Genomic DNA, 24,125 nt, shown 5'->3' with positions numbered 1-24,125 from the left:
CGGGTGGCCCGGCACCGCGGTCAGCTGGTGATGTCCTTGGTGCGGAACCGCCACGCCGCGAGCCCCAGGAACGCGGTGGCGTAGCAGACCGCGGAGAACGTCCCGTAGGTCATGTCCGACCAGTCGACGTCGGTCGCCAGCAGCGCCGACCAGGCGTCGCCGTAGTGGGTCGGGAGGAAGTCCCGGATGATCCCCAGGTCCTCGATCTGGTCGATGATCTGGGAAACGATCGAGGCCATCACCGCGCCGCCGACCGCGCCCAGCGGGGCGTCGGTGCTCACCGACAGCAGCAGCGCCAGACCGGCCACCCAGCTCAGCTGCACGGTCACGTACAGCGCGCCGAGCATCACCCGCCCGGCCGCGCTCCAGAACGGCAGCGACTCCCCGATCGGCGAGACCAGGTCCCCGGTGCCGTAGGCGATCGCCCCCACCACCAGCGACGCGACCGGGAGCAGCAGCAGCGCCGCCACCGACAGCACCCCCGCGACGACGGCCTTCTGCCGCAGCAGCCGCGCCCGCGGCACCGGGACGGCCAGCAGGTAGCGCAGCGACGACCACGACGCCTCCGAGGCCACCGTGTCCCCGAAGAACAGCGCGACCAGCACCACCAGCAGGAAGCTCGCCGAGGCGAACAGCGTGAACACCGCGAAGTTCGCGGCGCTGCCCGACGCCAGGTCGACCAGGCTCGGGCCACGGGCGCCGGGCTCGTCGTCGCCGACGGAGAACGCGGCCCACAGGATGATCGGCATCGCCACGACCAGCGCGAACGCGACCTGGGTGCGACGGCGCTGGAGCTGGCGGACCAGCTCGGTGCGCAGCGGCATCGTCCGTCCCGGGACGGCGGGCGGCGCGGCCCGGCCGGTCACGAGGTCGCCGACGTGCCCGCGGCGGGTCGAGAGCTGACGGTCGTCACTCACGAGGTACCTCCGACGTCGCGCCCCTCGGGGCCCACCAGTTCCAGGAACGCGTCCTCCAGCCGTCCGCGCGGCCCGGCCGCGCTGACCGCGACCCCGCCGGACACCAGCGCGGCGACGGCGTCGGCGCGGGCGGTGCCGTCGAGGTGGGCGTGCACGACGCCCGGCTGGTCCCCGGTGACGACGTCGGTGACGCCGTCGAGGGCGGCCAGCACGGCCTCGGCCCGGCCGGTGTCGTCCACGGTGAACGACGAGCCGCCCCCGGCCGCCATCAGCTCGGCGACCGTCCCCGCGGCGACGACCGTGCCGCGGTGCATGACCACGACCTCCGAGCAGGTCTGCTCCACCTCCGACAGCAGGTGGCTGGACACGAGCACGGTCCGGCCGCCCGCGGCGTAGCGGCGCAGCAGCTCGCGCATCGCGTGGATCTGGGGCGGGTCGAGCCCGTTGGTGGGCTCGTCGAGGATGAGCAGCTCGGGCAGGCCCAGCATCGCCTGCGCGATCGCGAGGCGCTGCCGCATGCCCTGGGAGTAGGTGCCGACGCGGCGGTGCACCGAGTCGCCGAGCCCGGCGATCTCCAGCGTCTCCTCCATCCGCGCCTGCTCCGGCGGGCGGCCGGTGGCCTCCCAGTAGAGCCGCAGGTTCTCCGCGCCCGACAGGTGCGGCAGGAACCCCGGGCCCTCGACGAACGCGCCGATCCGGGACAGCACCGCCGCGCCGGGGCGGATGGGGCGGCCGAACGCCGTCATCGTCCCGGCGGTGGGCGCGATCAGGCCCATGAGCATGCGCAGGACGGTCGTCTTGCCGGCGCCGTTCGGGCCGAGCAGGCCGAGCACCGCGCCGCGCGGCACGGTGAACGACACGTCGGACACCGCGGCGAACCCGTTGCGGTAGGTCTTGGCCAGCCCGCCGACGACCAGCGGCGGAGCGTCGTCGGGCACGTCGTCGTCGGAGGGCTCGGTCCGGCGCGACCGCAGCCGCGCCACCAGCCACACCAGGAGCGCCGCGGCCAGCACCGCGGCGATCCCGAGCACCGGCCACAGCGGGACGGTCCCCGCCGACTCGGTGCGGCCGGGGACCTGGGGCACCGACAGCGCGGTGTCCCCGGCGAGCCCGACCCGCCACACGGCCGGGTCGGCGCCGGAGTCGTAGCCCTGGTCGGTCGTCGACAGCTGCACCAGCAGGCGGCTGCCCGCCTGCACCGGTGCGACGACGCCGGGCAGCGTCACCGTCGCCTCGGCGGGGGAGCCGTCGGCGGGGACGGCGATCCGCAGCGGTGCGACGGCGTTGCCCAGCAGCGTGCTGCGCCCGTCGGGGGTGAGCGTGGTGAGCGACGCGAAGAGCACCGCGGTGTCCGGGGCGGGCTGCCCGGCGACCCGCGCGACGCGCACCGTCACCCGCGGCGCCCCGGAGGGCTGCATCGCGTCGGCGACGGGTGCGGTGAGGAACCGGGCGGACTGGCCCGGCGTCGTCAGGCCGGACAGGCCGCCGAGCGAGCCCAGCGACCCGAGCGCCGAGCCGAGGCCGGGCAGCGACGTGAGCGCCGAGGGGTTCCCGCCCGGCGGGTGGACGACGGTCTGCTCGCCGCCCTCGAGGGGCAGCGCGGTCGTCGGGGCGGGCCCGGAGCCCGCGGTCAGGCCGGGGTAGGCGTCGGCGAGGACGGTCCGGCCGGTGGGGGTGTCGCCACGGGTGCGGACGGTGCTGCGGACCTGGTAGGCGAAGGGGGCCTCGGCGAGGCCGCCGGTGGTGCCCTGCGCCGCGGGCAGGCCCCGCAGGTGCTGGTCGAACCAGTCGGCGATGCGGGCGCGGACCTCGGAGTCGGGGCCGCCGCCGTCGTGGCCGCCCGCGAACCACAGCACCGACACCGGGGTGCCGTTCGCGGCGATCTGGCGGGCGTTCGCGTCGGCCTGGTCGAGGCCGAACAGGGTGTCCTGCTCGCCCTGGACCAGCAGCGTCGGCGCGGTGATCCGGTCGGTGACGGTCGCGGGGGAGGAGCGGCGGAGCAGCTCGGCCAGCTCCGGGGAGACGCGGCCGGTGCGGGCGGCCTCGCCGTAGGCGGCGCAGACGTCGCGGGCGAAGCGTCCGCAGATCGGGTCCGACGCCGGCCGCGACGCGTCCGGCGTCCGGCCGGTGGCCGCGCCGGGCGCGGTGGCGCCTTCCGGACCGGCCGCGGTGCCCGGTCCCGCGGCGCCGCCGGCGCCGTCCGGCCCGGACGCGCCCGCGGTTCCGGTTCCGGTTCCGGTGCCGGTGCCGTCGGAGGAGGAGGAGGACGAGCCGCCCGAGGACGAGCCGAACCCGCCCCCGCCGCCGGAACCGGAGCCGCCGAGGCCCCCGGAGGAGCCGGCGGCGGCCCCCGCCGGGGAGTCCCCGCCCGCGGGCACCCGGCCACCGGAGCCGAAGAACACCCCGGCCCAGCCGCTCTTGAACACCCCGTCGCCGGCGCCCGCACCGGCCGCGGGCGTGCCCGGCGGCGTCGCACCGGCCGGGACGGCGTTGTTCGGGAACAGCGCCTGGCCCAGGTCGTTCCAGGTGATCACCGGCGCGATCGCGTCGATCCGCCGGTCGTACCCGGCCAGCAGCAGGGCGAGGCCACCGCCGTAGGACCCGCCGGTCACCCCGACGCGGGGGTCGCCGTCGGCGTCGCGCTGCACGTCGGCGCGTGCGGCGAGGCGGTCCACCAGCCGTGACGCGTCGGCGACCTCGCGGTCGGGGTCGTCCAGCCCGATCGAGCCGCCGGAGGCGTCGAAACCGCGCGCGGTCCAGGTCTGCACCACGTAGCCGCGGGCGGCGAGCTCGCGGGCGTCGGAGTCGACCGAGGCCTTGCTGCCGCCGAAGCCGTGCGCCACCAGCACCGCGGGCGCGGGGGAGGCCGCGGTCGCCGAGGCGGGGACGTAGAGCGAGGTGTCCAGGTCGATCGTGCCCGGCTGCCCGGGGCCGGCCGGGACGGCGACCTTCTCCTCGGTCACGGCGACCGCGCCGCCGTCGTCGGCCGCCGCCGCGGCGGGCGCCGGCGCGGCGACCGGGACGCCGGGTGCGGCCGACGCGGCCGGGGCGAACGTCAGCACCAGGGCGGCGACCGTCGCCGCCACGATCGGGGTACGGACCCACCGGGTCCGGGGGAGCACGTGCACGTCATCGAAACTACGCAGATCGCCGCGACCGCGTCGCCGGGCGGCGGGTGCGTCCCGCCACGCCCGCGGCCCGGCACCGTTCCGGCGCGGGAACCGGCACCGGCCCCGGGAACCGGGCACCCGGGATGAATGCCGCACCAACGGCGCGCGACCCCCGGGTGACGCCGGGCGTTCACCCGACGTTCCGCCGTGCAACGCCGACCGGAAGCCGCGGCCCGGCACCGTCACCGGGTGTGAGCGTGAACCCCACCGGAGAGACCCCCGGCGTCGGTGTCCCGCGGGCACTCGCCGTCGACATGACGATCGCCGACCAGCAGGACTGGCTCGCCGCGTTCCTGCGACGCCACCCCGTCAGCCGGCGCACCGCGCTGCGCGGCGGCGCCGGCGTCCTGGCGACGCTCGCGGCGTCCGGGTCGCCCTGGGCGCGCGGGGTGGCCGCGGCCGCCGCACCCGCGCCGGTCGCCGTCGTCGGACGGCACCTGGCCTACGGGCCTGACCCGGCCCGCTCGATGTCGTTCTCCGGGGAGCTGACCACGGCCCCGCCGCCCGGCCGGATGGTCGTCGACGTCGGCACCGACTCCGGGTTCGGGCTCACCCTCCCGGTGCAGGTCCGCCCGCTGGAGAGCCTGGTCCCGCAGGCCGACGGCGGCATCCGCGGCACCCGCCAGTGGTTCGCCCACGCCCGCGCCGACGGCCTCGCCCCCGGCAGCCGCTACGTCTACCGGTTCCGCATCGAGGGCCCCGGCGGCACCACGACGACCACCGCCACCAGCACCTTCCGCACGGCCGCACCCCGCGGCACCCGGCACCGGTTCACCTTCACCGCCTTCGCCGACCAGGGCGTGAGCACCGGTGGGGAGCCGAACCACTACAAGCCCGACGACACCCACCGCAGCCCGGCGCCCGCGGAGGCGCTGACCGCGCTCGTCGCCGCGGAGGCACCCGCGTTCCACCTGCTCGCCGGCGACATCTGCTACGCCGACCCCTCCGGCGCCGGCAGGCCCGTCCGCAACGGCGCCCCGCAGGACGACGAGGCCCACGACAGCTTCGACCCCACCGTCTGGAGCACCTACTTCGCCGCGATCGAACGCTCGGCTGCGTCGACCCCGTGGATGTTCGCCACCGGCAACCACGACATGGAGGCGCTCTACGACCTGAACCGGGCCGACGGCCCCGCGCACGGCTACGCCGGTCACGCCGCCCGGCTCGCGCTGCCCGGGACCGGCCCCCGCGGCTGCCCCTCGGTGTACGCGTTCACCCACGGCACCGTCGGGGTCGTCAGCGTGGACGCCAACGACCTCTCCACCGAGATCCCGACCAACGCCGGCTACTCCGGCGGCACCCAGCTGACCTGGCTGGAGCGGACCCTGGCCGGCTGGCGCGCCGACCCGGACATCGAGTGGATCGTGCTGTTCTTCCACCACTGCGCGTTCGCCACCTCGGGCTCGCACGCCTCCGACGCCGGGGTGCGACGAGCGCTGGCGCCGCTGTGCGACCGCTACCGGGTCGACCTGTGCGTGCAGGGCCACAACCACCAGTACGAGCGCACCGACCCCATCCGCGACGGCCGCCCCACCCGCCCGGCGCCGGACCGCTCCACCGTCCACCCGGAGACCGACGGCACCACCTACGTCTGCGTCGGCTCCGGCGGACGGCCCCGCTACCGCTGGCAGCCCGGCGAGACCGACAGCTTCCGCGGCCACGAGACCGGGCAGGCGCCGGTCACGAGCTTCCTGGCCGGTCCCGACGACCAGAAGCAGGCCGAGACCGTCACCTGGTCGCGGACCCGCTACCTCGGCTACGCCTACCTGCGCTGCTCGGTGGTCCCCGGTTCCGGCGGCACCGACTCCCGTCTCGTCGTGCATGCGATCACCGACCTCGGCGAGGAGATCGACATGGTCCGGCTCAGCCGTCGCGCGCACCGCTGAACCGGACACAACGGACGACTTCCGGCCCCGACCGGGTGCCCTGGGTCACCCCGACTCGCCATGCAACGGACCAGGGAGGACACTTCACCTACCGCAGGGGAGTATCCCTACCGCGGTGGTGTCGTCAGCACGGTGTCGTCGCGAGCGTGGTTCGCGAGCGGACCCGGCACCACCGGCCACGCTCGGCAGCCGCAGGAACGGGCTGCCGTGGCGGGAGAGACCTCGGGCTGTCTCTTGCTGCCCTGGTCTGGAGGAACTCCGTGAACGTCCCCCTGTGGGTCTGGTTGGTCACCATCGTCGGATTCGTGCTGGTGATCGGCGCGGACCTGTGGCTCAACGACCACAAGCCGCACGCCGTGACCCTGGGCGAGGTCACCCGCTGGGTCGTCTTCTACGTGGCGCTGGCCGTCGCGTTCGGCTGCGGGGTCTGGTTCTTCTCCGGGGGCACCTACGCCGGCGAGTTCTTCGCCGGCTACCTGACCGAGTACTCGTTGTCGGTCGACAACCTGTTCGTCTTCCTCATCATCATGTCCGCGTTCAAGGTGCCGGTCCTCCACCAGCACCGGGTGCTGCTGGTCGGCATCGTGATCGCGCTGATCATGCGGAGCATCTTCATCGCCGCGGGCGCGGCGGTCATCGACCGCTTCAGCTGGGTGTTCTTCCTCTTCGCCGCGTTCCTCATCTACACCGCCGTCTCGCTGGTCAAGCAGGCCGCCGGCGGCGACGACGAGGAGTGGAAGGAGGGCCGGGTCCTGCAGTGGGTCCGCAAGGCCTTCCCGGTCACCGACGACTACCACGGCGCCAAGACCACCGTGAAGATCGACGGCAAGCGCTGGCTGACCCCGATGCTGATCGTGATGATCGCCATCGGCGTCACCGACATCATGTTCGCCCTGGACTCGATCCCGGCGATCTTCGGCCTCACCCAGGAGCCCTACCTCGTCTTCACCGCGAACGCGTTCGCGCTGATGGGGCTGCGCCAGCTCTACTTCCTGCTCGGCGGGCTGCTCAACAAGCTGGTCTTCCTCTCCTACGGCCTCGCGGTGCTGCTCGCCTTCATCGGCGTCAAACTCGCCCTGCACGCCCTGCACGAGAACGAGCTGCCCTTCATCAACGGCGGGCAGCCGGTCCCGGTCCCCGAGGTCGGGATCGGACTCTCGCTCGGCGTCATCGTCGGCGTCCTCGCGCTCACCACGATCGTCAGCCTCATCGCGGTCCGGATGAAGCCGGAGCTGGCCGAGCAGGGCAGCGGGATCACCGCGCCGCCGCTGGCCCGCACCAAGGAGGAGGCCGCGCAGATCGAGGCCCAGGACGAGCAGGCCGACCACCGGGTGAGCGCGCCCCCGCGCGACTGAGACCCCGGCCCCTCGGATCCGCATCGGACACCGGGGCGGGGCCGTGTCGGATCCGCCCCGCCCGGCGCGCCGCGCCTGTGACCAGGCGAAACGTCCAGCCCGGTGATTGTCAAGTGTTGCTTCGTCACGTGGTCCAGTTCACTATCGGGTGATCCTGGCGTCGTAGCGAGGGGCTGACGCATGATCCCGGTGATCGAGTTCGTCCTGGGCGTCGCCGTGCTGGTCTACAGCGCGGAGAAGCTCATCGGCTATCTGGTCGGGGTGGCGAGTCGCTGGGCGATCTCGCTGTTCCTGATCGCCGTCGTCTTCACCGGGATCGAGTTCGACGACCTCGCGTTCGGGGTCGTGCTGAACATGGAGGACCTCAGCGACGTCGCGCTCGGCACCGTCATCGGCACCACGATCGCGCTGACCGGCATCGTGCTCGCGCTCGCCGCGATCATCGCGCCGACCCGGGTCGAGGTCCCGCGCGACTACCTCGCGCTCTACGTCGCCGCCCCGGTGGTGATGTTCCTGCTCGCGCTCGGCGGGCTGCTCACCGCCGGGACCGGCGTCGTGCTGATCCTGCTGTTCGTCGCCTTCGTCGGCTGGATCGCCTACCGCGAGTACTCCGCCCGGCGGCCCGTCTGGCGCAACGCCGAGGTCTACGAGCAGCTGGAGAAGGCCGGGGTCGCCGCGGGCGGGAGCACGACGGCGACGGTCGCGCCGAGCGGCCCGCCGCGGACCGACGCGGCGGCCGGCAGCCCCGGGTTCCGGCTGCCCGAGGACCTGCGCGTCGACGACGGCTTCCTCAAGGCCCGCGCCCAGCCGCCCGGGCGGACCATCCTGTTCGCCGTCATCGCGCTGATCGGGCTCGTCGTCGGCGCGCTCATCGCCGGGCAGGGCACCGAGGGCATCCTCGAGACCTGGGCGATCAGCGGGACGGTCTTCGGGGTCACCATCGCGACGCTCGCGCTGTCCCTCGAGGACATCCTGATCACCGTCGAGCCGGCCCGGCGCGGCGCGCCCGAGATCGCCGTCGCGAACGTGCTCGGCAGCGTCGTGTTCTCGGTGACCGGCAAGCTCGGCGTGATCCTGCTGGTCGGCGGGGCGATCGTGGTCGACCCGACGGCCCTGGTCTGGCACCTGCCGGTGCTGCTCGGGCTCACCGTGCTCTCCGCGGTGTTCCTGGGCACCGGGCGGATCCGCCGCTGGCACGGCGTGGTGCTGCTCGCGCTCTACTTCGCCTACTTCGTCATCAGCCTGACCGTCTTCGGCGGCGTCCCCGTCGACGACTGAGCACCCGCAGGGAGACCCGATGCTCACGAAGGACCGGATGGCCGCGGCGCTCGTCGTCGTGGCCGCGCTGGTCGGCCTGGTGCTCGTGTTCGGCACGGGCGAGGGCGCCCGCGACGACGACGACGCCCCGGCGGGCGGCCCGCCGTCGGCCACCCGGGTGGACGACGACGACCGGCAGGCCCCGGCCGCCCCGGCCCCGCAGGACCAGGCGCCGGGCCAGCAGCAACAGCAGCCCGACGACGATGACGACGACGGCTGACCGGCGTCAGAGGTGGTGCAGCACGACGTCGTCGATCCGGCCGTCGTGCAGGGTCAGCGTCATCCAGGTGTGGGTCGGCATCCGGCGCCGGTCGGTCGGCGACCCCGGGTTGAGCAGACGCAGCCCGTCCGCCGCGGAGTCCCACGGGATGTGCGAGTGCCCGAACACCAGCAGGTCGGTGCCGGGGTGCGCGGCGAGCGCCCGGCGTTCGCGGCCCTGCTTCGGGCCGGTCTCGTGGGTCACCGCGACCCGGACCCCGTCGAGGGTCGCCCGGGCCGTCTCCGGCAGCCGGGCGCGCAGCTCGTCGCCGTCGTTGTTGCCCCAGCAGGCGAGCAGCCGGGCCGCGCGGCCCTCGACCCGGTCGAGCAGCTCCACCGAGCACCAGTCACCGGCGTGCACGACGACGTCGGCCGCGTCGACGGCCTCCCACACCGGCCCGGGGAGCCCACCGGAGTGGGCGGCCCCGCGGCTCGGGTGGTGGGTGTCGGAGATCAGCAGGAGCGCGGTCAGCGCACGCCCACCAGGTCGCAGACGAAGATCAGGGTCTCGTTCGGGGCGATGACGCCGCCCGCGCCGCGGGCGCCGTAGCCCAGGTGCGGCGGGATCACGAGCCGGCGGCGGCCGCCGACCTTCATCCCGGCGACGCCGTTGTCCCAGCCGGAGATGACCTGGCCGGCGCCGAGGCCGAACTGCAGCGGCTGGCCGCGGTCGTAGGAGTTGTCGAACTCGCGGCCGGTGGACTGCGAGACCCCGACGTAGTGCACGGCGACGGTGTCACCGGGCTTGGCCTCCGGGCCGTCGCCGACGGTCAGGTCCTCGGTCACGAGGTCGGTGGGCAGCGGGCCGTCGACGATCTCGACGGCGGGCTTCTGCGGTGCGGACACGGACGTGCTCCTCACGGACGGGGACGGCCCGCGGGGGCGGGCCGGGGGTGCGCGACGACCCTGCCAGAACCCACCGGCGGGTGCGTCCCGGGCCCGCCCGTCGTGGCAGGCTGCACACCGTGACCGGTGACCGTGACCTCTCCGGCGGCGCTCCCGACGACGGCGTCGCGACCGACTGGCCCCGCTGGCTCGACGTGCTGGAACGGGCCGGGATCCCGGCCTCGTCCAACCTCCGCGCGCCCGCGGAGCCCGGCGCGGTGGCCGACGCCGAGGCGGTGTTCGGCCGGGAGTTCCCGGCCGCGCTGCGGGCGCTCTACTCGCTCGCCGACGGCCAGCTGGCCGACCACCCGCGCGCCCCCGGCCCGCACCCGGAGGTCGCGACGAGCCTGTTCCCCGCGACCTACCGCTTCGTGCCCCTGGCCGAGGCGACGCGGGAGTACCGCGGCTGGCTCGACGTCGTCGCCGACATGGGGCACGACCACGTGACCGTGCGCGCCGGTGACCCGGTGCTGGCCCACTACTGGGACGCGGGCTGGTGGCCGCTGGCCGTCGACGGCGGCGGGAACGCCCTGGTCGTCGACACCGTCCCGGAGCCCGGTGGCGCCGTCGGGCAGATCGTCGTCGCCGGTCCGGACGAGGACGAGCGCCGCGTGGTCGGGACCGGCGTGGGGGACTACCTGCGCCGGCTGATCGCCGCCGGACCGGAGGTCGACGACGCGGTCGTCGACCCCTCGGACCGGCCCTACCGCTTCTGGGACGCCACGCACCTGCGCTGACCCGGCGCGGCCCGCTGCCGCTCCGGCCTCAGCGGTGCGGCCGGGGCGCCAGCTCCAGGTCCACCCGCGCCGGCCGGTTCGCCTCGGACACCACGTCCTCGACGAGCCCGTGCTCGGGCGACCGGTGGCACACCGGGTCGGTGGCCGCGGCGTCGCCGGTGAGCTGGAACGCCTGGCAGCGGCACCCGCCCAGGTCGACCTCGCGACGGTCGCAGGTCCGGCACGGCTCCTGCATCCAGTCCTCGCCGCGGTAGGCGGTGAACAGCGGCGCAGAGGTCCAGATCTCGTCCAGGCCGGTGTCGCGGACCGAGGCCCGCGGCAGCGGCAGGGTCTGGGCGGCGGGGCAGGGCAGCGCGTCGCCGTTCGGGGCGACGGTGAGCTGGCGTTGCGCCCAGCCCCCCATGCACGGCTTGGGGTAGCGGGAGTAGTAGTCGGGCAGCACGTGCACGACCTCCATCGACCCGGCGAGGCGCGCCCGGGCGGCGGTGACGACCTCCTCGGCCCGGTCGAGCTGCTCGCGGGTCGGGAGCAGCGACGACCGGTTGCGCCACGCCCAGCCGTAGTACTGGGTGTTGGCGAGCTCCACCCGGTCGGCGCCGAGGCGCTCCACGAGGTCGACGATCGCGCCGATCCGCTCGATGTTCTGCCGGTGCAGCACCACGTTCACCGTCAGCGGCCAGCCCAGCTCCCGGACGAGCCGGCACGCCTCCAGCTTCTTGTCGAACGAGCGGATCCCGGCGATCCGGTCGGAGGTGGCGGGCTCGTCGGCCTGCACGCTGACCTGCACGTGGTCCAGCCCGGCCGCGCGCAGCGCCTCGGCCCGCGGCCGGGACAGCCCGATCGCGCTGGTCACGAGGTTGGTGTACATGCCCAGGTCGCAGGCGGTGCGGACCAGCTCGGGCAGGTCCCGGCGCAGCAGCGGCTCCCCGCCGGACAGGTGGCACTGCAGCACGCCCATGGCGGCGGCCTCGCCGAACACGCGCTGCCAGTCGGCGGTGGACAGCTCGTCGTCGTAGCGGGCCAGCTCGATCGGGTTCGAGCAGTAGGCGCACGCCAGCGGGCAGCGGTAGGTGAGCTCGGCGAGCAGCCCGAACGGGCGCGGGGCGCTCATCCGAGCGCCACCAGGTTCCGGGCGACGAGCCGGGCCAGGTAGTCGCGCACCTGGTCGCCGACGACCAAGGCGTCGGCCTCGTCGAAGTCCGCGACCAGCGCGGCGACGATGTCGTCGACGGTGCGCTCGCCGTCGCACAGGCGCAGCACCGCGTGCCCGGTCCGGTTCAGCACGACGACGGTCTCCGGCCCGAGCAGCACCCAGCCGCCGGTCGGGCGGTCCGGTCGCATCCGCACGTGCCGGCCCAGCCGGGGCCGGGAGTCCCCGGTGACCGCGGGCGTGCGGGCGGCCCGTTCGCCGCGTCGCGGCGCCGGGACCCGTGCCGCGCCGGCGGCGGTCGACCCGTCACGCGTAGGCATGGTCGATCGCATCCATGATCGCCCAGAGCACGTCGCACTTGAACGACAGCGCGGCCTCGGCGGCGTCCTGCTCGGCGGGGGTGCGGCAGTGCGCGACGACGACCTCCAGTGCGTGCTCGGAGTCCCGCGGGGCCTGGAACAGCCGGTTGCGGAAGTACTGGAGCCCGTCCGGGTCGATCCAGGTGTAGTACTTCTCGAACGCCGCCAGCCGCTCGGCCATCAGGTCCGGGGCGAACAGCTCGGTCAGCGACGACGCGACCGCCTCGACCCACGGCCTCGTGCGGGCGAACCCGACGTAGGCGTCGACGGCGAACCGCACCCCGGGCTGGACGTGCCGGTGGTCGGTGATCTCCGACCGGCTCAGCCCGCACGCCTCGCCGAGCCGCAGCCACGCCTCGATGCCCCCCTGTCCGGAGTTCCCGCTGCCCGGTTCCTGCCCGTCGTGGACCCCGTCATGATCAAGGATCCGGCGGATCCACCGCCTGCGTACCCCGACGTCGGGGCAGTTCGACAGGATGGCCGCGTCCTTGACCGGGATGGCCTCCTGGTAGGCGAACCGGTTCGCGACCCAGCCGCAGATCTGGTCCGGGGTGAGGGTGCCGTCGTTCATGCGGACGTGGAACGGGTGCGCCGAGTGGTACTGCGCGGCGTGCGCCCGCAGCCGTCGCACCAGCGCGGTGTCCGGAGCGGTCATGTCAGACCTCCAGTTCCAGTCCGTCGAACCCGACGACGACCCCGGCGGCCTCGACCGCGGCGCGTTCGGCGGAGTCCTCCAGCAGGACGGGGTTGGTGTTGTTGACGTGCACGTAGACGATCCGGGGCACACCGAGGGCGGTGAGCACCTCCAGGCTGCCACCGCGGCCGCCGACGTGCAGGTGTCCCATGTCGTGCGCGGTCTTGCGGGCCAGCCCGAGCCGCACCAGCTCGTCGTCGTGCCAGGTCGTGCCGTCGACGAGCAGCAGGTCGGCGCCGTCGATCTCGTCCTGCACGGCGGGGGTCAGCTCCTGCACGCCGGGCAGGTACACCGCGTACCGGCCGGACGCGGTGTCGGTGAACCGGTACCCGACGACGCGGCCGGGCAGGCCCTCGGCGGTGCCGAACCGGTCGTGCTTGCCGGTGGGCGCGTCGAACGCGCGGTAGGTGAGCCCACCGAGGTCGTGGGCGGTGCCGGGGACGACCTCGGTCCAGGTCACCGGGCAGAACCGCTCCAGGGTGGGCAGCAGCCCGGATCCCTCGCGCAGGGTCCGCTCGGTCGCCGCGGTCGCGTGCAGCGACACCCCGCGGCCCTCGCGCAGCAGCACCAGCCCCAGGGTGTGGTCGATGTCGGCGTCGGTGAGCAGCACGCCCTGCAGCGGGGTCGTCCGGTCGCCGGTCGGGTGCAGCGCGGGTGCGTCGGCGAGCTGGGTGCGGACGTCGGGGGAGGCGTTGACCAGCCACCACCGCCGCCCGTCGGGGGAGACGGCGATCGAGGACTGGGTGCGCGGTGTCGCCGGTCGCGACCCGTCGCGCACCGCCCGGCAGCCCGGACAGCCGCAGTTCCACTGCGGGAAGCCGCCGCCCGCCGCCGATCCGAGGACCCGGATCCTCATGGCACCCCCTCGTTGCACGGCGACGGCCGGGGGCGCGCTGCTCGCGCGCCCCCGGCCGTCGGTCACCTCACGCCTCGGTCCGGGCGATGTACATCGTCACCTCGGGCGCGCAGCCGATCTCCTCGAACTCCGGCGCCTCCCACTCGGTGGTCGACTCCATGCGATCACCTCCCTTCTCACAGCGTCTCGGGTCCCCGGGGTCGGCCGGATCTACTGCTCGGGCAACGCGAAGCAGAACAACGCGTCGCCCGCGGCCGCACCGAGCAGGCCCGGCAGGAACCCCTCGACCCAGCCGCCCCACCCGGTCGGCACGGCGATGAACTGCCTGCCGTCGACCTCGAAGGTGGTCGGGCTGGAGTGGTGCCCGCTGCCGCACTGGAACGACCAGAGCTTCTCCCCGGTCGAGGCGTCGAGCGCGACGAACTCACCGGTCGGGGTGCCCTGGAAGACCAGGCCGCCCGCGGTGGTCAGCGTCGAGGCGCACATCGGGTACTCGTTGTTCCAGCGCCACTTCTCCTCGCCGGTGAGCGGGTCGATCGCGGCGACGAACCCGTAGAAGTCCTCGATGTCGACGGCGACGCCGGCGCCCCAGTAGGGGATGGACTCCTTGAACTCACGGCGACGCCGGGTGGCGGTCGCCCCGACCTCCTGGACGGGCACGTACATCAACCCGGTCTGCGGGTTGTAGGACATGTGTGTCCATTCCTTGCCACCCGCCGGGCCCGGCCAGAAGTGCACCGGGACGCCCTCCTCGTCGGGGTAGATCTTCGGCGTCACCTTGCCGTCGGGCGTGATCTCGCCCCAGGTGATCCGGTCGACGAACGGGAACACCCGCACGAGCTCGCCGTTGGTCCGGTCGAGCACGAAGAAGTAGCCGTTCTTGTCCGCGTGGGCGAGCAGCTTGCGCCCGTCCGGCGCGTCGAACAGGACGTTCTCCATCGTGGAGTCGTAGTCCCACAGGTCGTGCGGGGTGAACTGGTAGTGCCACTTGATCTCGCCGGTGTTGACGTCCACCGCGATCGTCGAGTCGGTGTAGAGGTTGTCGCCGGGGCGGATATCGCCGTCGAAGTCCGGCGCCGGGTTGCCGGTGCCCTGGAACAGCAGCTCCAGCTCCGGGTCGTAGGTGGGCGTCACCCAGCAGTTCGCGCCGCCGCGCTGCCAGGCCTCGCCGTCGTCGGGCCAGGTCTCCGAGCCGGGCTCGCCCGGCTTCGGGACGGTGTAGCAGCGCCAGCGCCGCTCACCGGTCTCCGCGTCGAACGCGTCGAGGTGGCCGCGGACGCCGAACTCCCCGCCGGCGCTGCCGACGATCACCAGGTCCTTGACGATCAGCGGCGCGACCGAGCCGCTCTCCCCGGCGCGGACGTCACCGTTGACGGTGTCCCACACCATCTTCCCGGTCGTCGCGTCGAGCGCGACGATGTGCGCGTTGAGGGTGTACATGTACACCTTGCCGTGCCCGACGGCGAGGCCGCGGTTGACGTTGCCGCAGCACAGCGACACGTCGTAGGGCGAGGCGTGCTTGTACCGCCACAGCTCCTCGCCGGTCTTCGCGTCGATCGCCCAGGCGCGGCCGTCGGGACCGGAGACGTACATGACGCCCTCGATGACGATCGGTGACGCCTCGAACGAGTAGGTGGACGCACCGGACTGCATGCCGACGGCCCCGGCCTGGAAGACCCAGGCGGGGGACAACCGGCGGATCGAGTCCTTGTCGATCTGGTCGAGCTCGCTGTAGCGCTGTCCGTCGTAGGTGCCGTAGTAGGTCAGCCAGTTCTGCGGCTCGGAGCGTGCGCCGCGGATGCGGTCGTAGTCCACGGTGGACGTGGCCGGGGCCTCGCCCCGGACGTTGGTCAGCTGCACGTGCGGGATCGCTTCACCCGCGTCGACGTAGTCGGTCATCTCGGGATCCTTCCTACGGTCGCGGCTGCGGGGGACGGTCGAGCTTGGCGTGGTCGGGTACCTCGCCCCCGATGACGATCGACCCGGTGAGACCGCGGCCCTCGTCGTTGCCGCTCGCGGAGCCGTAGTAGTACGTTCCCGGCCCGTCGAGGTTGATCTTGGCGGTGCCCTTGGAGTGGTTCACCAGCCAGATGAACTTCGGGTCGCCGTTGCTGGGCAGCACCGCGCAGTGGGTGTTCTTGTCGTCGTTGATGAGCGTCAGCTCGATGTCGCCGCCGTGCGGGAGGATGAGGACCCCGGGCTCGTAGCAGATCTCGTCCTCGGGGATCCGGATCGTCGCGCGGAGTACGCCGTCGGGTCCCTCCTCGGCGTAGCCGATGGTCCCGCTGCCGAGCAGCCGGCCGAGTGCGAGCCGGTTCTGCCCGCCGAGACCTGCGGCTTCCAGCTGTTCGGCGCGTTCGTTGTCGGTGGTCGTCATTGACACTTTCCTCCCGAGCGCAATTCGTCGGTGGGTACGTGATCACCTTCACATCGCACGGTGGTAAGCGTCAACCCCGCGCGTCCATCCGATTCTGCGCCGACGATCATGAACGCGCGAGTTCGAATGCGGAATGATCTCCGACGAGCGTCACGGGCTCGGCTCGGACGATCTTCCCGCAGGTCAGGACCGGCTACGCGGTGTCGGCCTCGCGGCCCGGAATCGATTGCCCGGAAACAGTGGGAACAATTCTGCGGACCGCCCCGTGGGGCGTCGGGAAAATGCTGGGAAAATGCGGGCGGGCGCCCCGGAAATCGTGGCCGCCGGAGATCGGTGACGTCGGTGCGGCGACAAGCACCGTCGCGGGGGCCGGGGCGGCCGTCCCCGCCGTGACGTGCGGCGCCGCACCCGGGACGGCGCCGCGGGCTCCGGTGTGGACACCCGCGGTCCTCGCCCGCGGAACCGTCCGCGCCCATTCCGTGCAGGTCACGCGGCCGGCCCGGAGGAATGAAACACATGTTTCCCGAAAGGGCGACGACCGGCGTGGGGGTGTCACCAGAACTTGATGCCCGCCGCCTTCAGCCGACGGCGGTGCTGCTTCACCGCGAGCGCGATGGCCTCGGGGGTGATGAGCCCGCCCCAGACCTTCGACGCGGTCTCGCCCTGTTCGAGCAGCGCGTCGGCCTCCTCGCCGCCCAGCTCGGCGCTCTGCACGACCCGCGAGCCGAAGCCGATGTGCCAGCGCTCGTCGCGCAGGACCAGCTCGGTCCCGCGGTGCACGCCCGGCAGCGGGACGGACAGCCGGTCCAGGGTCTGGAGCATCGCGTGCTGCCCGGCCAGCAGCACCACACCCTCGATGACCATGTGGTAGAGCCCGACCGCCCCGGTCAGTCCGGTGTGGTCCTCGGCGAGCCCGCGGGCGGTCGCCGGCAGCCGGTGCTCGAACAGGTCGACGAGCTCGGAGCTCACCTCGCGTCGCAGCACGTCCAGCCGGTCGGCCGGGGTGTCGCCGGGGACGCCCAGCACCTGCGCGGCGACCAGGTCGAAGAACCGGGCGTGCCGCGCCTCGTCGCGGGCCTGGGCGCGGAACGCGGCCTGCATGGTGTCGTCGAGCGCCGCCGCCTGGTACGAGCCGAGCTGCCCGGCGACCGAGGCCTCGGCGATGCAGAAGCCGGCGACCAGCCCGCGCACGGTCGCCGCCTCGTCCGGCGCGAGCCGGGTCCACGCGTCGCGGTCCGGGCCCAGGTCGAGGTCGGTCTCGTCCCACTGCAGCGACTCGGCCAGCTGGACGAAATGGTCGTATCCGGCGATCATGACCATGGTCTCGGTGTCCTCACCCCGGGAACTGTTCTCCCGGCTCCAACGGGCGGAAGTCCGACTTGGCGGCGCCGCAGATCGGGCACATCCAATCGTCGGGGATGTCCTCGAAGGGGGTGCCCGGCTCGATGCCGCCGTCCGGGTCGCCCTCCTCCGGGTCGTAGACGAAGCCGCACGGCTCGCAGATCCACAGGGACCGCGTGGCCTGGTCGGACATCGTCATGCTGCTCCCCACGGCGTCGTCGCCCACGCCCGCCGGTCGCCCGTGACCGGGTCCGGCGGAGGTGTCCCTCCGGCCCAGGGAGCCACAGTGTGAGCGGGGTCGCAAGCGGGCCCGGAGTCCCGTCGCGGGCACCGGGGACCGCCGCGCGTCCGGTCACGGACGGACGCGTGGCGCCCTCACCTGCGACGACGCGGTGTCCGGAGATCAGGTCCGGCCGGCGCCGGTGATCGTCGGAATCGGTGAAACACGTGTTCGCGCTCAGGCGCCGAGCGCGTCCCGGAGGAACCCGACCTGCAGGAGCAGCAGGTTCTCAGCGACGACCTCCTGCGGCGTCATGTGGGTGACGCCGGACAGCGGCAGCACCTGGTGGGCACGCCCGGCCGCGAGCAGCGCCGAGGACAGCCGCAGGGTGTGCGCGGCGACGACGTTGTCGTCGGCGAGACCGTGCACGACCATCAGCGGGCGGTGCGGCCGGTCCGCGGTCGGCGGGGTCGCGGCGTCGTCGATGATCGACGAGCGGGTGTAGGGCTCGCCGCCCGGCATCCCGAGGTAGCGCTCGGTGTAGTGGGTGTCGTAGAGCGTCCAGTCGGTGACCGGCGCGCCGGCGATGCCCGCGTGGAAGACGTCGGGCCGGCGCAGCACCGCCAGCGCGGACAGGTACCCGCCGAACGACCAGCCGCGGATCCCGACCCGCCCCAGGTCCAGGTCGGGGTAGGCCTCCGCGGCCGCGTGCAGGGCCGCGACCTGGTCCTCCAGCACCGGGCCCGCCAGGTCGCCGTGGATCGCGCGGTCGAACTCCGGGCCGCGGCCGGGGGAGCCACGACCGTCGGTGACCAGCACGGCGAAACCCTGCTCGGCGAACCAGCGGCTGGTCAGGTGCGCGTTGCGGGCCTGCAGCACCCGCTGGGAGTGCGGGCCGCCGTAGGGGTCGAGCAGCACCGGCAGCGGGGTCCCGGGCACGTGGCCGGACGGCAGGAACACCGCGGTGCGCAGCTCCCGCTCACCGAAGGAGTGCAGCACCGGGGCCGGGTCGAATCCGGGGTCGACGGCGTGCCCGGCGACCGGGTGCTCGGCCCCGGCGGCGGTGACGAGCACGGCGTGCGGCGCCGTCGCGAGGTCCTGGGACACGCGCACGGTGGTGCCCCCCGCCGCGGCGACGGCGTGCACCCCGGTCGTCGGCGTCACCGCGACCGGCTCGGACCCCGGGGTCACCGACCAGACGGCCACCGAGGTCGGCTCCGTCGAGGCGCGGAACAGGACGGTCTCGCCGTCGATGCCGACGACCCCGCGCACCTGCAGCTCCGGGCCGGTCAGGTAGGTGTCGCCGACGACGAGCCGGCGCGCCCCGCCGGAGTCCTCGGCGCGCACCAGGGCCCCGGACGCGGTGCGCGCCGGGACGCCCGGCACGTTCTCCACCCACACCGGGTCGGTCTGGGAGTGCAGCGTGGTGGTCTCCCCGGTTGCGGGGTCGACGGCCAGGGTGCGGACCTCGCGCTGGTCGCGCGGCTGGACCGACAGCAGCGGGCCGTGTGCGTCCCAGCCCGCGGTGGCGAGGTACTCGTAGGTCTCGTCGTCCCAGGTCACGGGGGTGCGGCTGCCGTCGAGCGCGACGACGACCAGCCCCACCCGGGCGTTCGGGGTGCCGGCGGCGGGGTAGCGGACCGTGGCCGGGACGCGGTCGGGGTGCGCCGGGTCGGCGATGTGCCAGCGCGCGACCGGCGACTCGTCGACCCGGGCGACGAGCAGCGCGCCGCCGTCGGGGGACCACCAGAACCCGCGGTGGCGGTCCATCTCCTCGGCCGCGGCGAAGTCGGGAAGGCCCCAGGAGACGTCGTCGCCGTCGGGGGTGAGCACGGCCGTCGTCGTGCCGGTCGTGAGGTCGTGCAGGTGCAGCGCGCCCTCGGCGACGAAGGCCACCCGGGCCCCGTTCGGGTCGATACGCGGGTCCACCACGGCCTCGATCCCGCCGACGTCGAGCGGGCGCACGTCCGGCTCCCCGGTCAGCGCGACGGTGAACGGCCGCCCGGACAGCGCGAACACGGCGCGGGTGACCGCGGCGTCGGTGGTGTACCCGACGACGCCGCCAGCCTGCTCCCGGACCCGCTCGCGCCGGGCCCGCTCCGCGGCGGGCAGGTCCTCCTCGCCGGGCAGCCCGGGCACCGACGCCGGGTCCACGAGCAGCCGCTCGGCACCGGTCGCGGCGTCGACCGACCACAGGCAGGTGACCGGGTCGGTGCCGGACCGGCTGCGCAGGAACACCGCCCGCGACCCGTCCGGGGCGACGGTGAACCCGCGGGGGACCCCGAGGGTGAAGCGGCGGGTGCGGGCGTGCAGGCGGGGGAACGAGTCGGCCACGCGGCCGACGCTATCTCCCCGGCGTCACCGCGTGCGGGACGGCCGCTTCCCGGACGCGCGTCCGCCCGCCTCCTCGCAGCCGCGGGCGGCGAGCCGGTCGGCGCGCTCGTTCTCCGGGTGCCCGGCGTGCCCCTTCACCCAGAACCAGGTGACGTCGTGGCGGCGGACGGCGGCGTCGAGCTCGCGCCACAGGTCGTCGTTCTTGACCGGCTCCCCGGCGGCGGTCCGCCAGCCGCGGGCCTGCCAGCGCGGCAGCCACTGGGTGATGCCGTTGCGCACGTAGGTGCTGTCGGTGTGCAGGTGGACGACGCTGCGCCGGGTCAGCGCGTCCAGCGCGCGGATCGGGGCGGTCAGCTCCATCCGGTTGTTCGTCGTGCGCTCCGGCTCGCCGCCGTGCAGCTCGCGCTCGTGGCTGCCGTACCGCAGCACCGCACCCCACCCGCCCGGTCCAGGGTTCGGGACGCAGGCACCGTCGGTGAAGATCTCGACGACAACGGACGGGTCGGCGGTGCTCACGGCCGGTGACGCTAGCGGGCGGCTCAGTAGAGCCGGAACGCCGCCCGGGCCGCGGTGAACCCGGCGCCGGTACGGGCGTCGCGGCACTCGACGCCGGTCCGGGAGCTCACGCAGGTGACGTCGCCCTCGGTGAGGTGGGTGCCGTAGTCGAGCACCGCCGCACCGGAGCCGACGGGCGCGCCGCCGCACTCGGTGCGGGCACCCGCCGGCCCGCCGACGACCAGCGCCGCGTCCGGGCAGTCACCCGCCGACCAGGTGCGGGCGGTGACATCGCAGCGGACAGCGCCGTCCCCGGCGCCGCCCGTGATGCGGCAGGAGATGTTGCCGGTCGGGGAGGTGAACGACGCCGGTGACCCGAACGCGGCCGGGTCGGCCGCGGTGGTGCCCGCGACCAGGTCCGCCGGGGCCGCCACCGGTGCGGCACCGGTGCCGGACCCCTGCGGTGCGCCGGGGTCGCCGGTGCGCTCGGATCCCACGTAGGCGGCGACGACCACCGCCGCGGCCAGCACGAGCGTCGCGGCCACGGCGATCGCCGCGGCCCGGTGCGGGACGGCGCCACGCAGCCCGCCGTCGGGGAGCCGGGCCGCGGACAGCCGGTCGCGCAGGGCGTCCCAGCGGCCGGCGGGGGTCCCGGACGCGGCGTGGCCGGGCGGATACACGACCGGCACGGGTGCGGCGGCGCGCGGGCCGCCCCGGACCGGACCGCCCGGCACCGGTGCCGCCCAGGGCGCGGTGGGGAAGGGGGCGCGGCCGGGCGTCGGCACCGCGGCCCACGGTGCGTGCGGACCGGCGACCGGGCGGGCCCCGGGGTGCGCGGCGGACCACCCGCCCGGCGCCGCGTGCTGTCCGGCCGAGGCCCCCGCGGTCGGTGCCGAGCCCGGGCCCGCGGCACGTCCGCGGTTCGGGCCCGTGTCCGGCACCGACCGCGGTCCGGCGCCGGGAGCCGCGTGTGGTGCGACGGCCGGCATCTCTCCGCTGCCGGCCGGGGCGCCGGTCGGGTCCGCGGACGGGGCTTGGCCCGGTCGACCGCCGCCCGGGGTTCCGCCGGTCCGGTCGCTCCCGGCCCCGCCGGCGCCGGTCCGCTGTGCGGGGACCCCGCCCACCGGCCGCTCCTCGGCGGGCACGGCGGGCCAGGGCATCGGCGGGGTCCGCGGGCCCGGCCGGTTCCGGACGTCCACCGGTCCGGTCAGCTCGGTGGGCTCCGGTGCGGGCTCCGGCGGCGTCCCGGCGGGGTCGGCGGCCCCGTCCCCGGCGCGCGGGGCGGGGACCGGGCCGGGCGTGCCGGGCGCGGGTGCGGCGGTGCCGGGGGCCGGGTCGCCGTCGGTGGGCGCGGCGCCGGTCAGCAGCGTCGTCGGATGCCCGTTGCGGCGGCCCTCCGGGCGCGCGGGGGTGCGGTCGTCGGCGTGGGGAGCGCTCATCGGTCCGGGACGCTAAGCGGGCCGACCGCCCCCGAACAGCGGCCGTTCGGAGCAGTAACGGCGGCCGGTCGCCTCGTAACGGTGACCGTCCGTGCACGACGACCGTCCGTCGCGCCCCTCCCGGCGGTCCTGCCGGACGCCGCCCGTCCCGTACCGGTCACCGCACGACATCGTTGCGATGTGTAATGGTGAGCAACGCCAACGACGGCGAGGGAGGCGGCGATGACCGAGGCACGGCCCACGACGGCCACGAGCGGACCCGCGGCGGTGCTGGAGTCGCTGCCGCTGTCGGGATGGCACCGGCGACTCGTCGTCCTCGTGGGGATCGGGTCGTTCTTCGACCTGTACGAGGTGTTCCTCGGCGGCGTGCTCGCCCCGATCCTGGCCCGCCAGTGGGCGCTCGGCTCGATCGGCAAGGCGGCGGTGGTGTCGTCGGGCTTCCTCGGGATGTTCGTCGGCGCGGTCCTGCTGTCGATCGCGGCCGACCGGTTCGGCAGGCGCACCGTGTTCCTGCTGAACCTGCTGACCTACTCGCTGTTCTCGGTGGCGGCGGCGTTCTCCCCGAACCTGGAGACGTTCCTCGTCCTGCGCTTCCTCGCCGGCCTCGGGCTGGGCGCCGAGCTGGTGCTCGTCGACACCTACCTGGCGGAGTTCCTGCCCCGGCGGGTGCGCGGCCGCTGGACGGCGTGGGCGTACACCGTCGGCTTCCTCGGGGTGCCGGTGGCCGCGCTGCTCGGCGGCCGGCTCGTCGCGGCGCAGTCGATCGCGGGCGTCGACGGCTGGCGCTGGCTCCTCGTCGCCGGGGGCCTGGGCGCGTTCTTCGTGCTGGTGCTGCGCCGCGTGCTGCCCGAGTCCCCCCGCTGGCTGGTCACCCACGGGCGGCGCGAGGAGGCCGCCGCCGTCGCGGCGGACGTGGCCCGGCGGGCCGGCGCCCCGGTCGACGGGGAGGTGTCGACGGCCGACTCCGGGGAGCCGCGCGCCGGCTCGACCCTGGCGGTGCTGCGGACCGCGTTCAGCGGGGTCTACCGCACCCGCACGGTGATGCTCCTGATCTTCCAGGTGCTCCAGACCGTCGCCTACTACGGTTTCGGCACGCTCGCGCCGCTGGTCCTGGTGGCCAAGGGCTTCGACATCACCGAGTCGCTCGGCTACGCCGCGCTCAGCTTCGCCGGGTACCCGCTGGGCTCGCTCGCCTCGGTCCCGCTGGTCGAACGGTTCGAGCGGAAGTGGCTGATCATCGCCTCGGCGCTCGCGATCGGCGTGCTCGGCATCGTGTTCGCGGCCGGGTCGACACCGCTGGTGATCGTCGGCTCCGGGTTCCTGCTGACCGCGGTGAGCAACGTGTTCTCCAACGCGTTCCACATCTACCAGGCCGAGATCTTCCCGACGACGATCCGCTCCACCGCCGGCGGGATCGCCTACTCGCTGTCCCGGGCGACGTCGGCGTTCCTCCCGTTCATCGCCGTCCCGCTGCTGGCCACGGCCGGACCGGTCGCGGTGTTCGGCGGCGCGGCGGGGCTCATCGTGCTGCTGTGCCTCGACGTCGGCCTGCTCGGTCCGCGCTCCACCGGACTCGCGCTGGAGGAGCTGGGCTGAGGGGGCATCCTGACCGCGTGAGCCAGGCCCTCTACGAGATCACCGTCAACGCGCTGCTCGACCGCGACCGCCCGCTCACCCGGGCCGACTGGGACGCCGCCGTCGCCCGGGTCGGCGGGCACCGCCTGCCGCAGCTGCTCGCCGAACTCACCGACGCCGGGCTGGTCGGCGCGGACCTGCTGCCCGGCGCCGTCGCCGAGGCGTGGGCGTCCGCGGACCGCCCGCTGGACCGGCTCCCGGCGGCGCGCTGGCGGGAGCTGTTCGACGACGCCGGGCTGGCCCCGCCGGCCGTCACGGATGGGTCGTCGTCCCCTTGAGGATCTTGTCGACGGCGTTGCGCGGCCCGTGCAGCGCCACCCCGACCAGGTCGAGCTCCTCGGCCCGGGCCGCGGCGACCACCGCACGGTTGTCGTGGTCGTTGCCGGTGGAGAACATTGCCGCGGTGAACACCGCCACCGGCAGCCCGCGGCCGACCGCCCGGGCCCGGCAGGCCGCGAGCGTCGTCGCGTCCCCGGCGCGCACGAGCACCGGCAGGCCGAGCGTCGGCAGGTAGGCGGTGCCGTCGGCGTCGGCGTAGGGCTCGCCGATCAGCTCGGGGACACCGGCCGCGACCCCGGCGGCGAGGAACGCGGTCACGTTCGCGACCTGCCAGCCGAGCAGGTCGTCACGCAGCACGACGGCGATCTTGGTGGCGGGGCGTGCGGGGGAGGAGGGGAGCGGGGCGGAGATGGTCACGTCG

General features: G+C 74.6%; 24 protein-coding genes. 7 read left to right on the top strand and 17 right to left on the bottom strand.

The features are described from left to right. Positions 1-20: 20 nt before the first annotated feature. A complete protein-coding gene (locus tag DMP17_RS14545; RefSeq protein ID WP_337829815.1) occupies positions 21-917 on the bottom strand; it encodes an ABC transporter permease in 897 nt (298 codons plus the stop codon). After that, entirely contained in the window at positions 914-4,045 is a 3,132-nt protein-coding gene (locus DMP17_RS14540; protein ID WP_337829814.1) for an ATP-binding cassette domain-containing protein, read from the bottom strand. Before DMP17_RS14540 ends, DMP17_RS14545 begins: the two co-directional genes overlap by 4 nt. 233 nt (positions 4,046-4,278) lie before the next feature. On the opposite strand from DMP17_RS14540, the gene DMP17_RS14535 reads away from it, so the two are divergent. The 4 genes from DMP17_RS14535 (at position 4,279) to DMP17_RS14520 (ending at position 8,865) form a co-directional block, all read left to right on the top strand. Further along, entirely contained in the window at positions 4,279-5,973 is a 1,695-nt protein-coding gene (locus tag DMP17_RS14535; protein ID WP_337829813.1) for a metallophosphoesterase, read from the top strand. Positions 5,974-6,233: 260 nt separating this feature from the next. After that, the gene (locus DMP17_RS14530; RefSeq protein WP_226356483.1) at positions 6,234-7,328 is read left to right on the top strand and encodes a TerC family protein; all 1,095 of its coding nucleotides are present in this window, start codon (positions 6,234-6,236) and stop codon (positions 7,326-7,328) included. Positions 7,329-7,508: 180 nt separating this feature from the next. Continuing rightward, the gene (locus tag DMP17_RS14525; RefSeq protein ID WP_337829812.1) at positions 7,509-8,606 is read left to right on the top strand and encodes a sodium:calcium antiporter; all 1,098 of its coding nucleotides are present in this window, start codon (positions 7,509-7,511) and stop codon (positions 8,604-8,606) included. A gap of 19 nt (positions 8,607-8,625) precedes the next feature. Beyond that, the gene (locus DMP17_RS14520) at positions 8,626-8,865 is read left to right on the top strand and encodes a hypothetical protein (protein ID WP_226356485.1); all 240 of its coding nucleotides are present in this window, start codon (positions 8,626-8,628) and stop codon (positions 8,863-8,865) included. A gap of 6 nt (positions 8,866-8,871) precedes the next feature. Here DMP17_RS14520 and DMP17_RS14515 read toward each other — a convergent pair whose 3' ends face one another. Continuing rightward, positions 8,872-9,375, bottom strand: a complete 504-nt coding sequence (locus DMP17_RS14515; RefSeq protein ID WP_226356720.1) for a metallophosphoesterase family protein — start codon at positions 9,373-9,375, stop codon at positions 8,872-8,874. Further along, a complete protein-coding gene (locus DMP17_RS14510; RefSeq protein WP_226356486.1) occupies positions 9,372-9,749 on the bottom strand; it encodes an FKBP-type peptidyl-prolyl cis-trans isomerase in 378 nt (125 codons plus the stop codon). Before DMP17_RS14510 ends, DMP17_RS14515 begins: the two co-directional genes overlap by 4 nt. Before the next feature lie 119 nt (positions 9,750-9,868). Here DMP17_RS14510 and DMP17_RS14505 point away from each other — a divergent pair, with 119 nt between their 5' ends. Beyond that, positions 9,869-10,525, top strand: coding sequence for an SMI1/KNR4 family protein (locus tag DMP17_RS14505; protein ID WP_337829811.1), 657 nt, complete (start codon positions 9,869-9,871; stop codon positions 10,523-10,525). A 28-nt stretch (positions 10,526-10,553) separates the two neighbouring features. On the opposite strand, the gene pqqE is transcribed toward DMP17_RS14505, so the two are convergent. From pqqE to DMP17_RS14445, 12 genes are all read right to left on the bottom strand, one after another. Further along, positions 10,554-11,636, bottom strand: coding sequence for a pyrroloquinoline quinone biosynthesis protein PqqE (gene pqqE / locus DMP17_RS14500; protein ID WP_337829810.1), 1,083 nt, complete (start codon positions 11,634-11,636; stop codon positions 10,554-10,556). Further along, positions 11,633-11,995 carry a pyrroloquinoline quinone biosynthesis peptide chaperone PqqD gene (gene pqqD, locus DMP17_RS14495; RefSeq protein ID WP_226365495.1) on the bottom strand — a complete coding sequence of 121 codons (363 nt, stop codon included), beginning with the start codon at positions 11,993-11,995 and terminating at the stop codon, positions 11,633-11,635. The genes pqqE and pqqD overlap by 4 nt, the downstream gene beginning before the upstream one ends. Then, positions 11,982-12,689 (bottom strand): pyrroloquinoline-quinone synthase PqqC, encoded by a 708-nt coding sequence (pqqC, locus tag DMP17_RS14490; RefSeq protein ID WP_337829809.1) that lies wholly within the window; start codon positions 12,687-12,689, stop codon positions 11,982-11,984. The genes pqqD and pqqC overlap by 14 nt, the downstream gene beginning before the upstream one ends. 1 nt (position 12,690) lies before the next feature. Continuing rightward, positions 12,691-13,584: a pyrroloquinoline quinone biosynthesis protein PqqB gene (pqqB, locus tag DMP17_RS14485; protein ID WP_337829808.1), complete on the bottom strand. Its 894-nt coding sequence runs from the start codon at positions 13,582-13,584 to the stop codon at positions 12,691-12,693. A 67-nt stretch (positions 13,585-13,651) separates the two neighbouring features. Beyond that, positions 13,652-13,744, bottom strand: a complete 93-nt coding sequence (gene pqqA, locus DMP17_RS14480) for a pyrroloquinoline quinone precursor peptide PqqA (RefSeq protein WP_060712366.1) — start codon at positions 13,742-13,744, stop codon at positions 13,652-13,654. Between the two features lie 50 nt (positions 13,745-13,794). After that, a complete protein-coding gene (locus tag DMP17_RS14475; RefSeq protein ID WP_337829807.1) occupies positions 13,795-15,483 on the bottom strand; it encodes a PQQ-dependent dehydrogenase, methanol/ethanol family in 1,689 nt (562 codons plus the stop codon). Positions 15,484-15,496: 13 nt separating this feature from the next. Continuing rightward, positions 15,497-15,961 carry an MSMEG_3727 family PQQ-associated protein gene (locus DMP17_RS14470; protein ID WP_226356493.1) on the bottom strand — a complete coding sequence of 155 codons (465 nt, stop codon included), beginning with the start codon at positions 15,959-15,961 and terminating at the stop codon, positions 15,497-15,499. Positions 15,962-16,513: 552 nt separating this feature from the next. Next, on the bottom strand, positions 16,514-17,275 hold the full coding sequence (locus DMP17_RS14465) for a ribonucleotide-diphosphate reductase subunit beta (RefSeq protein ID WP_226356494.1): 762 nt from the start codon (positions 17,273-17,275) through the stop codon (positions 16,514-16,516). Positions 17,276-17,294: 19 nt separating this feature from the next. Continuing rightward, positions 17,295-17,501, bottom strand: a complete 207-nt coding sequence (gene rd, locus DMP17_RS14460; RefSeq protein ID WP_337829806.1) for a rubredoxin — start codon at positions 17,499-17,501, stop codon at positions 17,295-17,297. 258 nt (positions 17,502-17,759) lie between these two features. After that, positions 17,760-19,856, bottom strand: a complete 2,097-nt coding sequence (locus DMP17_RS14455) for a prolyl oligopeptidase family serine peptidase (RefSeq protein WP_226356495.1) — start codon at positions 19,854-19,856, stop codon at positions 17,760-17,762. A gap of 24 nt (positions 19,857-19,880) precedes the next feature. Beyond that, positions 19,881-20,372 (bottom strand): ribonuclease HI, encoded by a 492-nt coding sequence (rnhA, locus tag DMP17_RS14450; RefSeq protein ID WP_226356496.1) that lies wholly within the window; start codon positions 20,370-20,372, stop codon positions 19,881-19,883. Between the two features lie 23 nt (positions 20,373-20,395). Beyond that, the gene (locus DMP17_RS14445; RefSeq protein WP_337829805.1) at positions 20,396-21,790 is read right to left on the bottom strand and encodes a hypothetical protein; all 1,395 of its coding nucleotides are present in this window, start codon (positions 21,788-21,790) and stop codon (positions 20,396-20,398) included. A 222-nt stretch (positions 21,791-22,012) separates the two neighbouring features. Here DMP17_RS14445 and DMP17_RS14440 point away from each other — a divergent pair, with 222 nt between their 5' ends. Beyond that, a complete protein-coding gene (locus DMP17_RS14440; protein WP_226356498.1) occupies positions 22,013-23,386 on the top strand; it encodes an MFS transporter in 1,374 nt (457 codons plus the stop codon). Positions 23,387-23,403: 17 nt separating this feature from the next. Then, positions 23,404-23,703: a hypothetical protein gene (locus DMP17_RS14435; RefSeq protein ID WP_226356499.1), complete on the top strand. Its 300-nt coding sequence runs from the start codon at positions 23,404-23,406 to the stop codon at positions 23,701-23,703. Here the strand turns inward: DMP17_RS14435 and DMP17_RS14430 are convergent. Further along, a complete protein-coding gene (locus DMP17_RS14430; RefSeq protein WP_226356500.1) occupies positions 23,678-24,121 on the bottom strand; it encodes a DUF2000 domain-containing protein in 444 nt (147 codons plus the stop codon). The genes DMP17_RS14435 and DMP17_RS14430 overlap by 26 nt on opposite strands. Positions 24,122-24,125: the final 4 nt, after the last annotated feature.

The sequence above is a fragment of the Pseudonocardia sp. TMWB2A genome (assembly GCF_017312135.1).
This window is presented reverse-complemented; position numbering and strand designations above follow the sequence as displayed.

What these genes read in the sequence shown, in the direction of transcription:
- DMP17_RS14470 (WP_226356493.1), bottom strand. Translation starts at nt 15,961, where the DNA reads ATGACGACCACCGACAACGAACGCGCCGAACAGCTGGAAGCCGCAGGT.
- pqqB (WP_337829808.1), bottom strand. Translation starts at nt 13,584, where the DNA reads ATGAGGATCCGGGTCCTCGGATCGGCGGCGGGCGGCGGCTTCCCGCAG.
- DMP17_RS14440 (WP_226356498.1), top strand. Translation starts at nt 22,013, where the DNA reads ATGACCGAGGCACGGCCCACGACGGCCACGAGCGGACCCGCGGCGGTG.
- DMP17_RS14525 (WP_337829812.1), top strand. Translation starts at nt 7,509, where the DNA reads ATGATCCCGGTGATCGAGTTCGTCCTGGGCGTCGCCGTGCTGGTCTAC.
- pqqC (WP_337829809.1), bottom strand. Translation starts at nt 12,689, where the DNA reads ATGACCGCTCCGGACACCGCGCTGGTGCGACGGCTGCGGGCGCACGCC.
- pqqD (WP_226365495.1), bottom strand. Translation starts at nt 11,995, where the DNA reads ATGCCTACGCGTGACGGGTCGACCGCCGCCGGCGCGGCACGGGTCCCG.
- pqqA (WP_060712366.1), bottom strand. Translation starts at nt 13,744, where the DNA reads ATGGAGTCGACCACCGAGTGGGAGGCGCCGGAGTTCGAGGAGATCGGC.
- rd (WP_337829806.1), bottom strand. Translation starts at nt 17,501, where the DNA reads ATGACGATGTCCGACCAGGCCACGCGGTCCCTGTGGATCTGCGAGCCG.
- DMP17_RS14445 (WP_337829805.1), bottom strand. Translation starts at nt 21,790, where the DNA reads ATGAGCGCTCCCCACGCCGACGACCGCACCCCCGCGCGCCCGGAGGGC.
- pqqE (WP_337829810.1), bottom strand. Translation starts at nt 11,636, where the DNA reads ATGAGCGCCCCGCGCCCGTTCGGGCTGCTCGCCGAGCTCACCTACCGC.
- DMP17_RS14475 (WP_337829807.1), bottom strand. Translation starts at nt 15,483, where the DNA reads ATGACCGACTACGTCGACGCGGGTGAAGCGATCCCGCACGTGCAGCTG.
- DMP17_RS14465 (WP_226356494.1), bottom strand. Translation starts at nt 17,275, where the DNA reads ATGATCGCCGGATACGACCATTTCGTCCAGCTGGCCGAGTCGCTGCAG.
- DMP17_RS14520 (WP_226356485.1), top strand. Translation starts at nt 8,626, where the DNA reads ATGCTCACGAAGGACCGGATGGCCGCGGCGCTCGTCGTCGTGGCCGCG.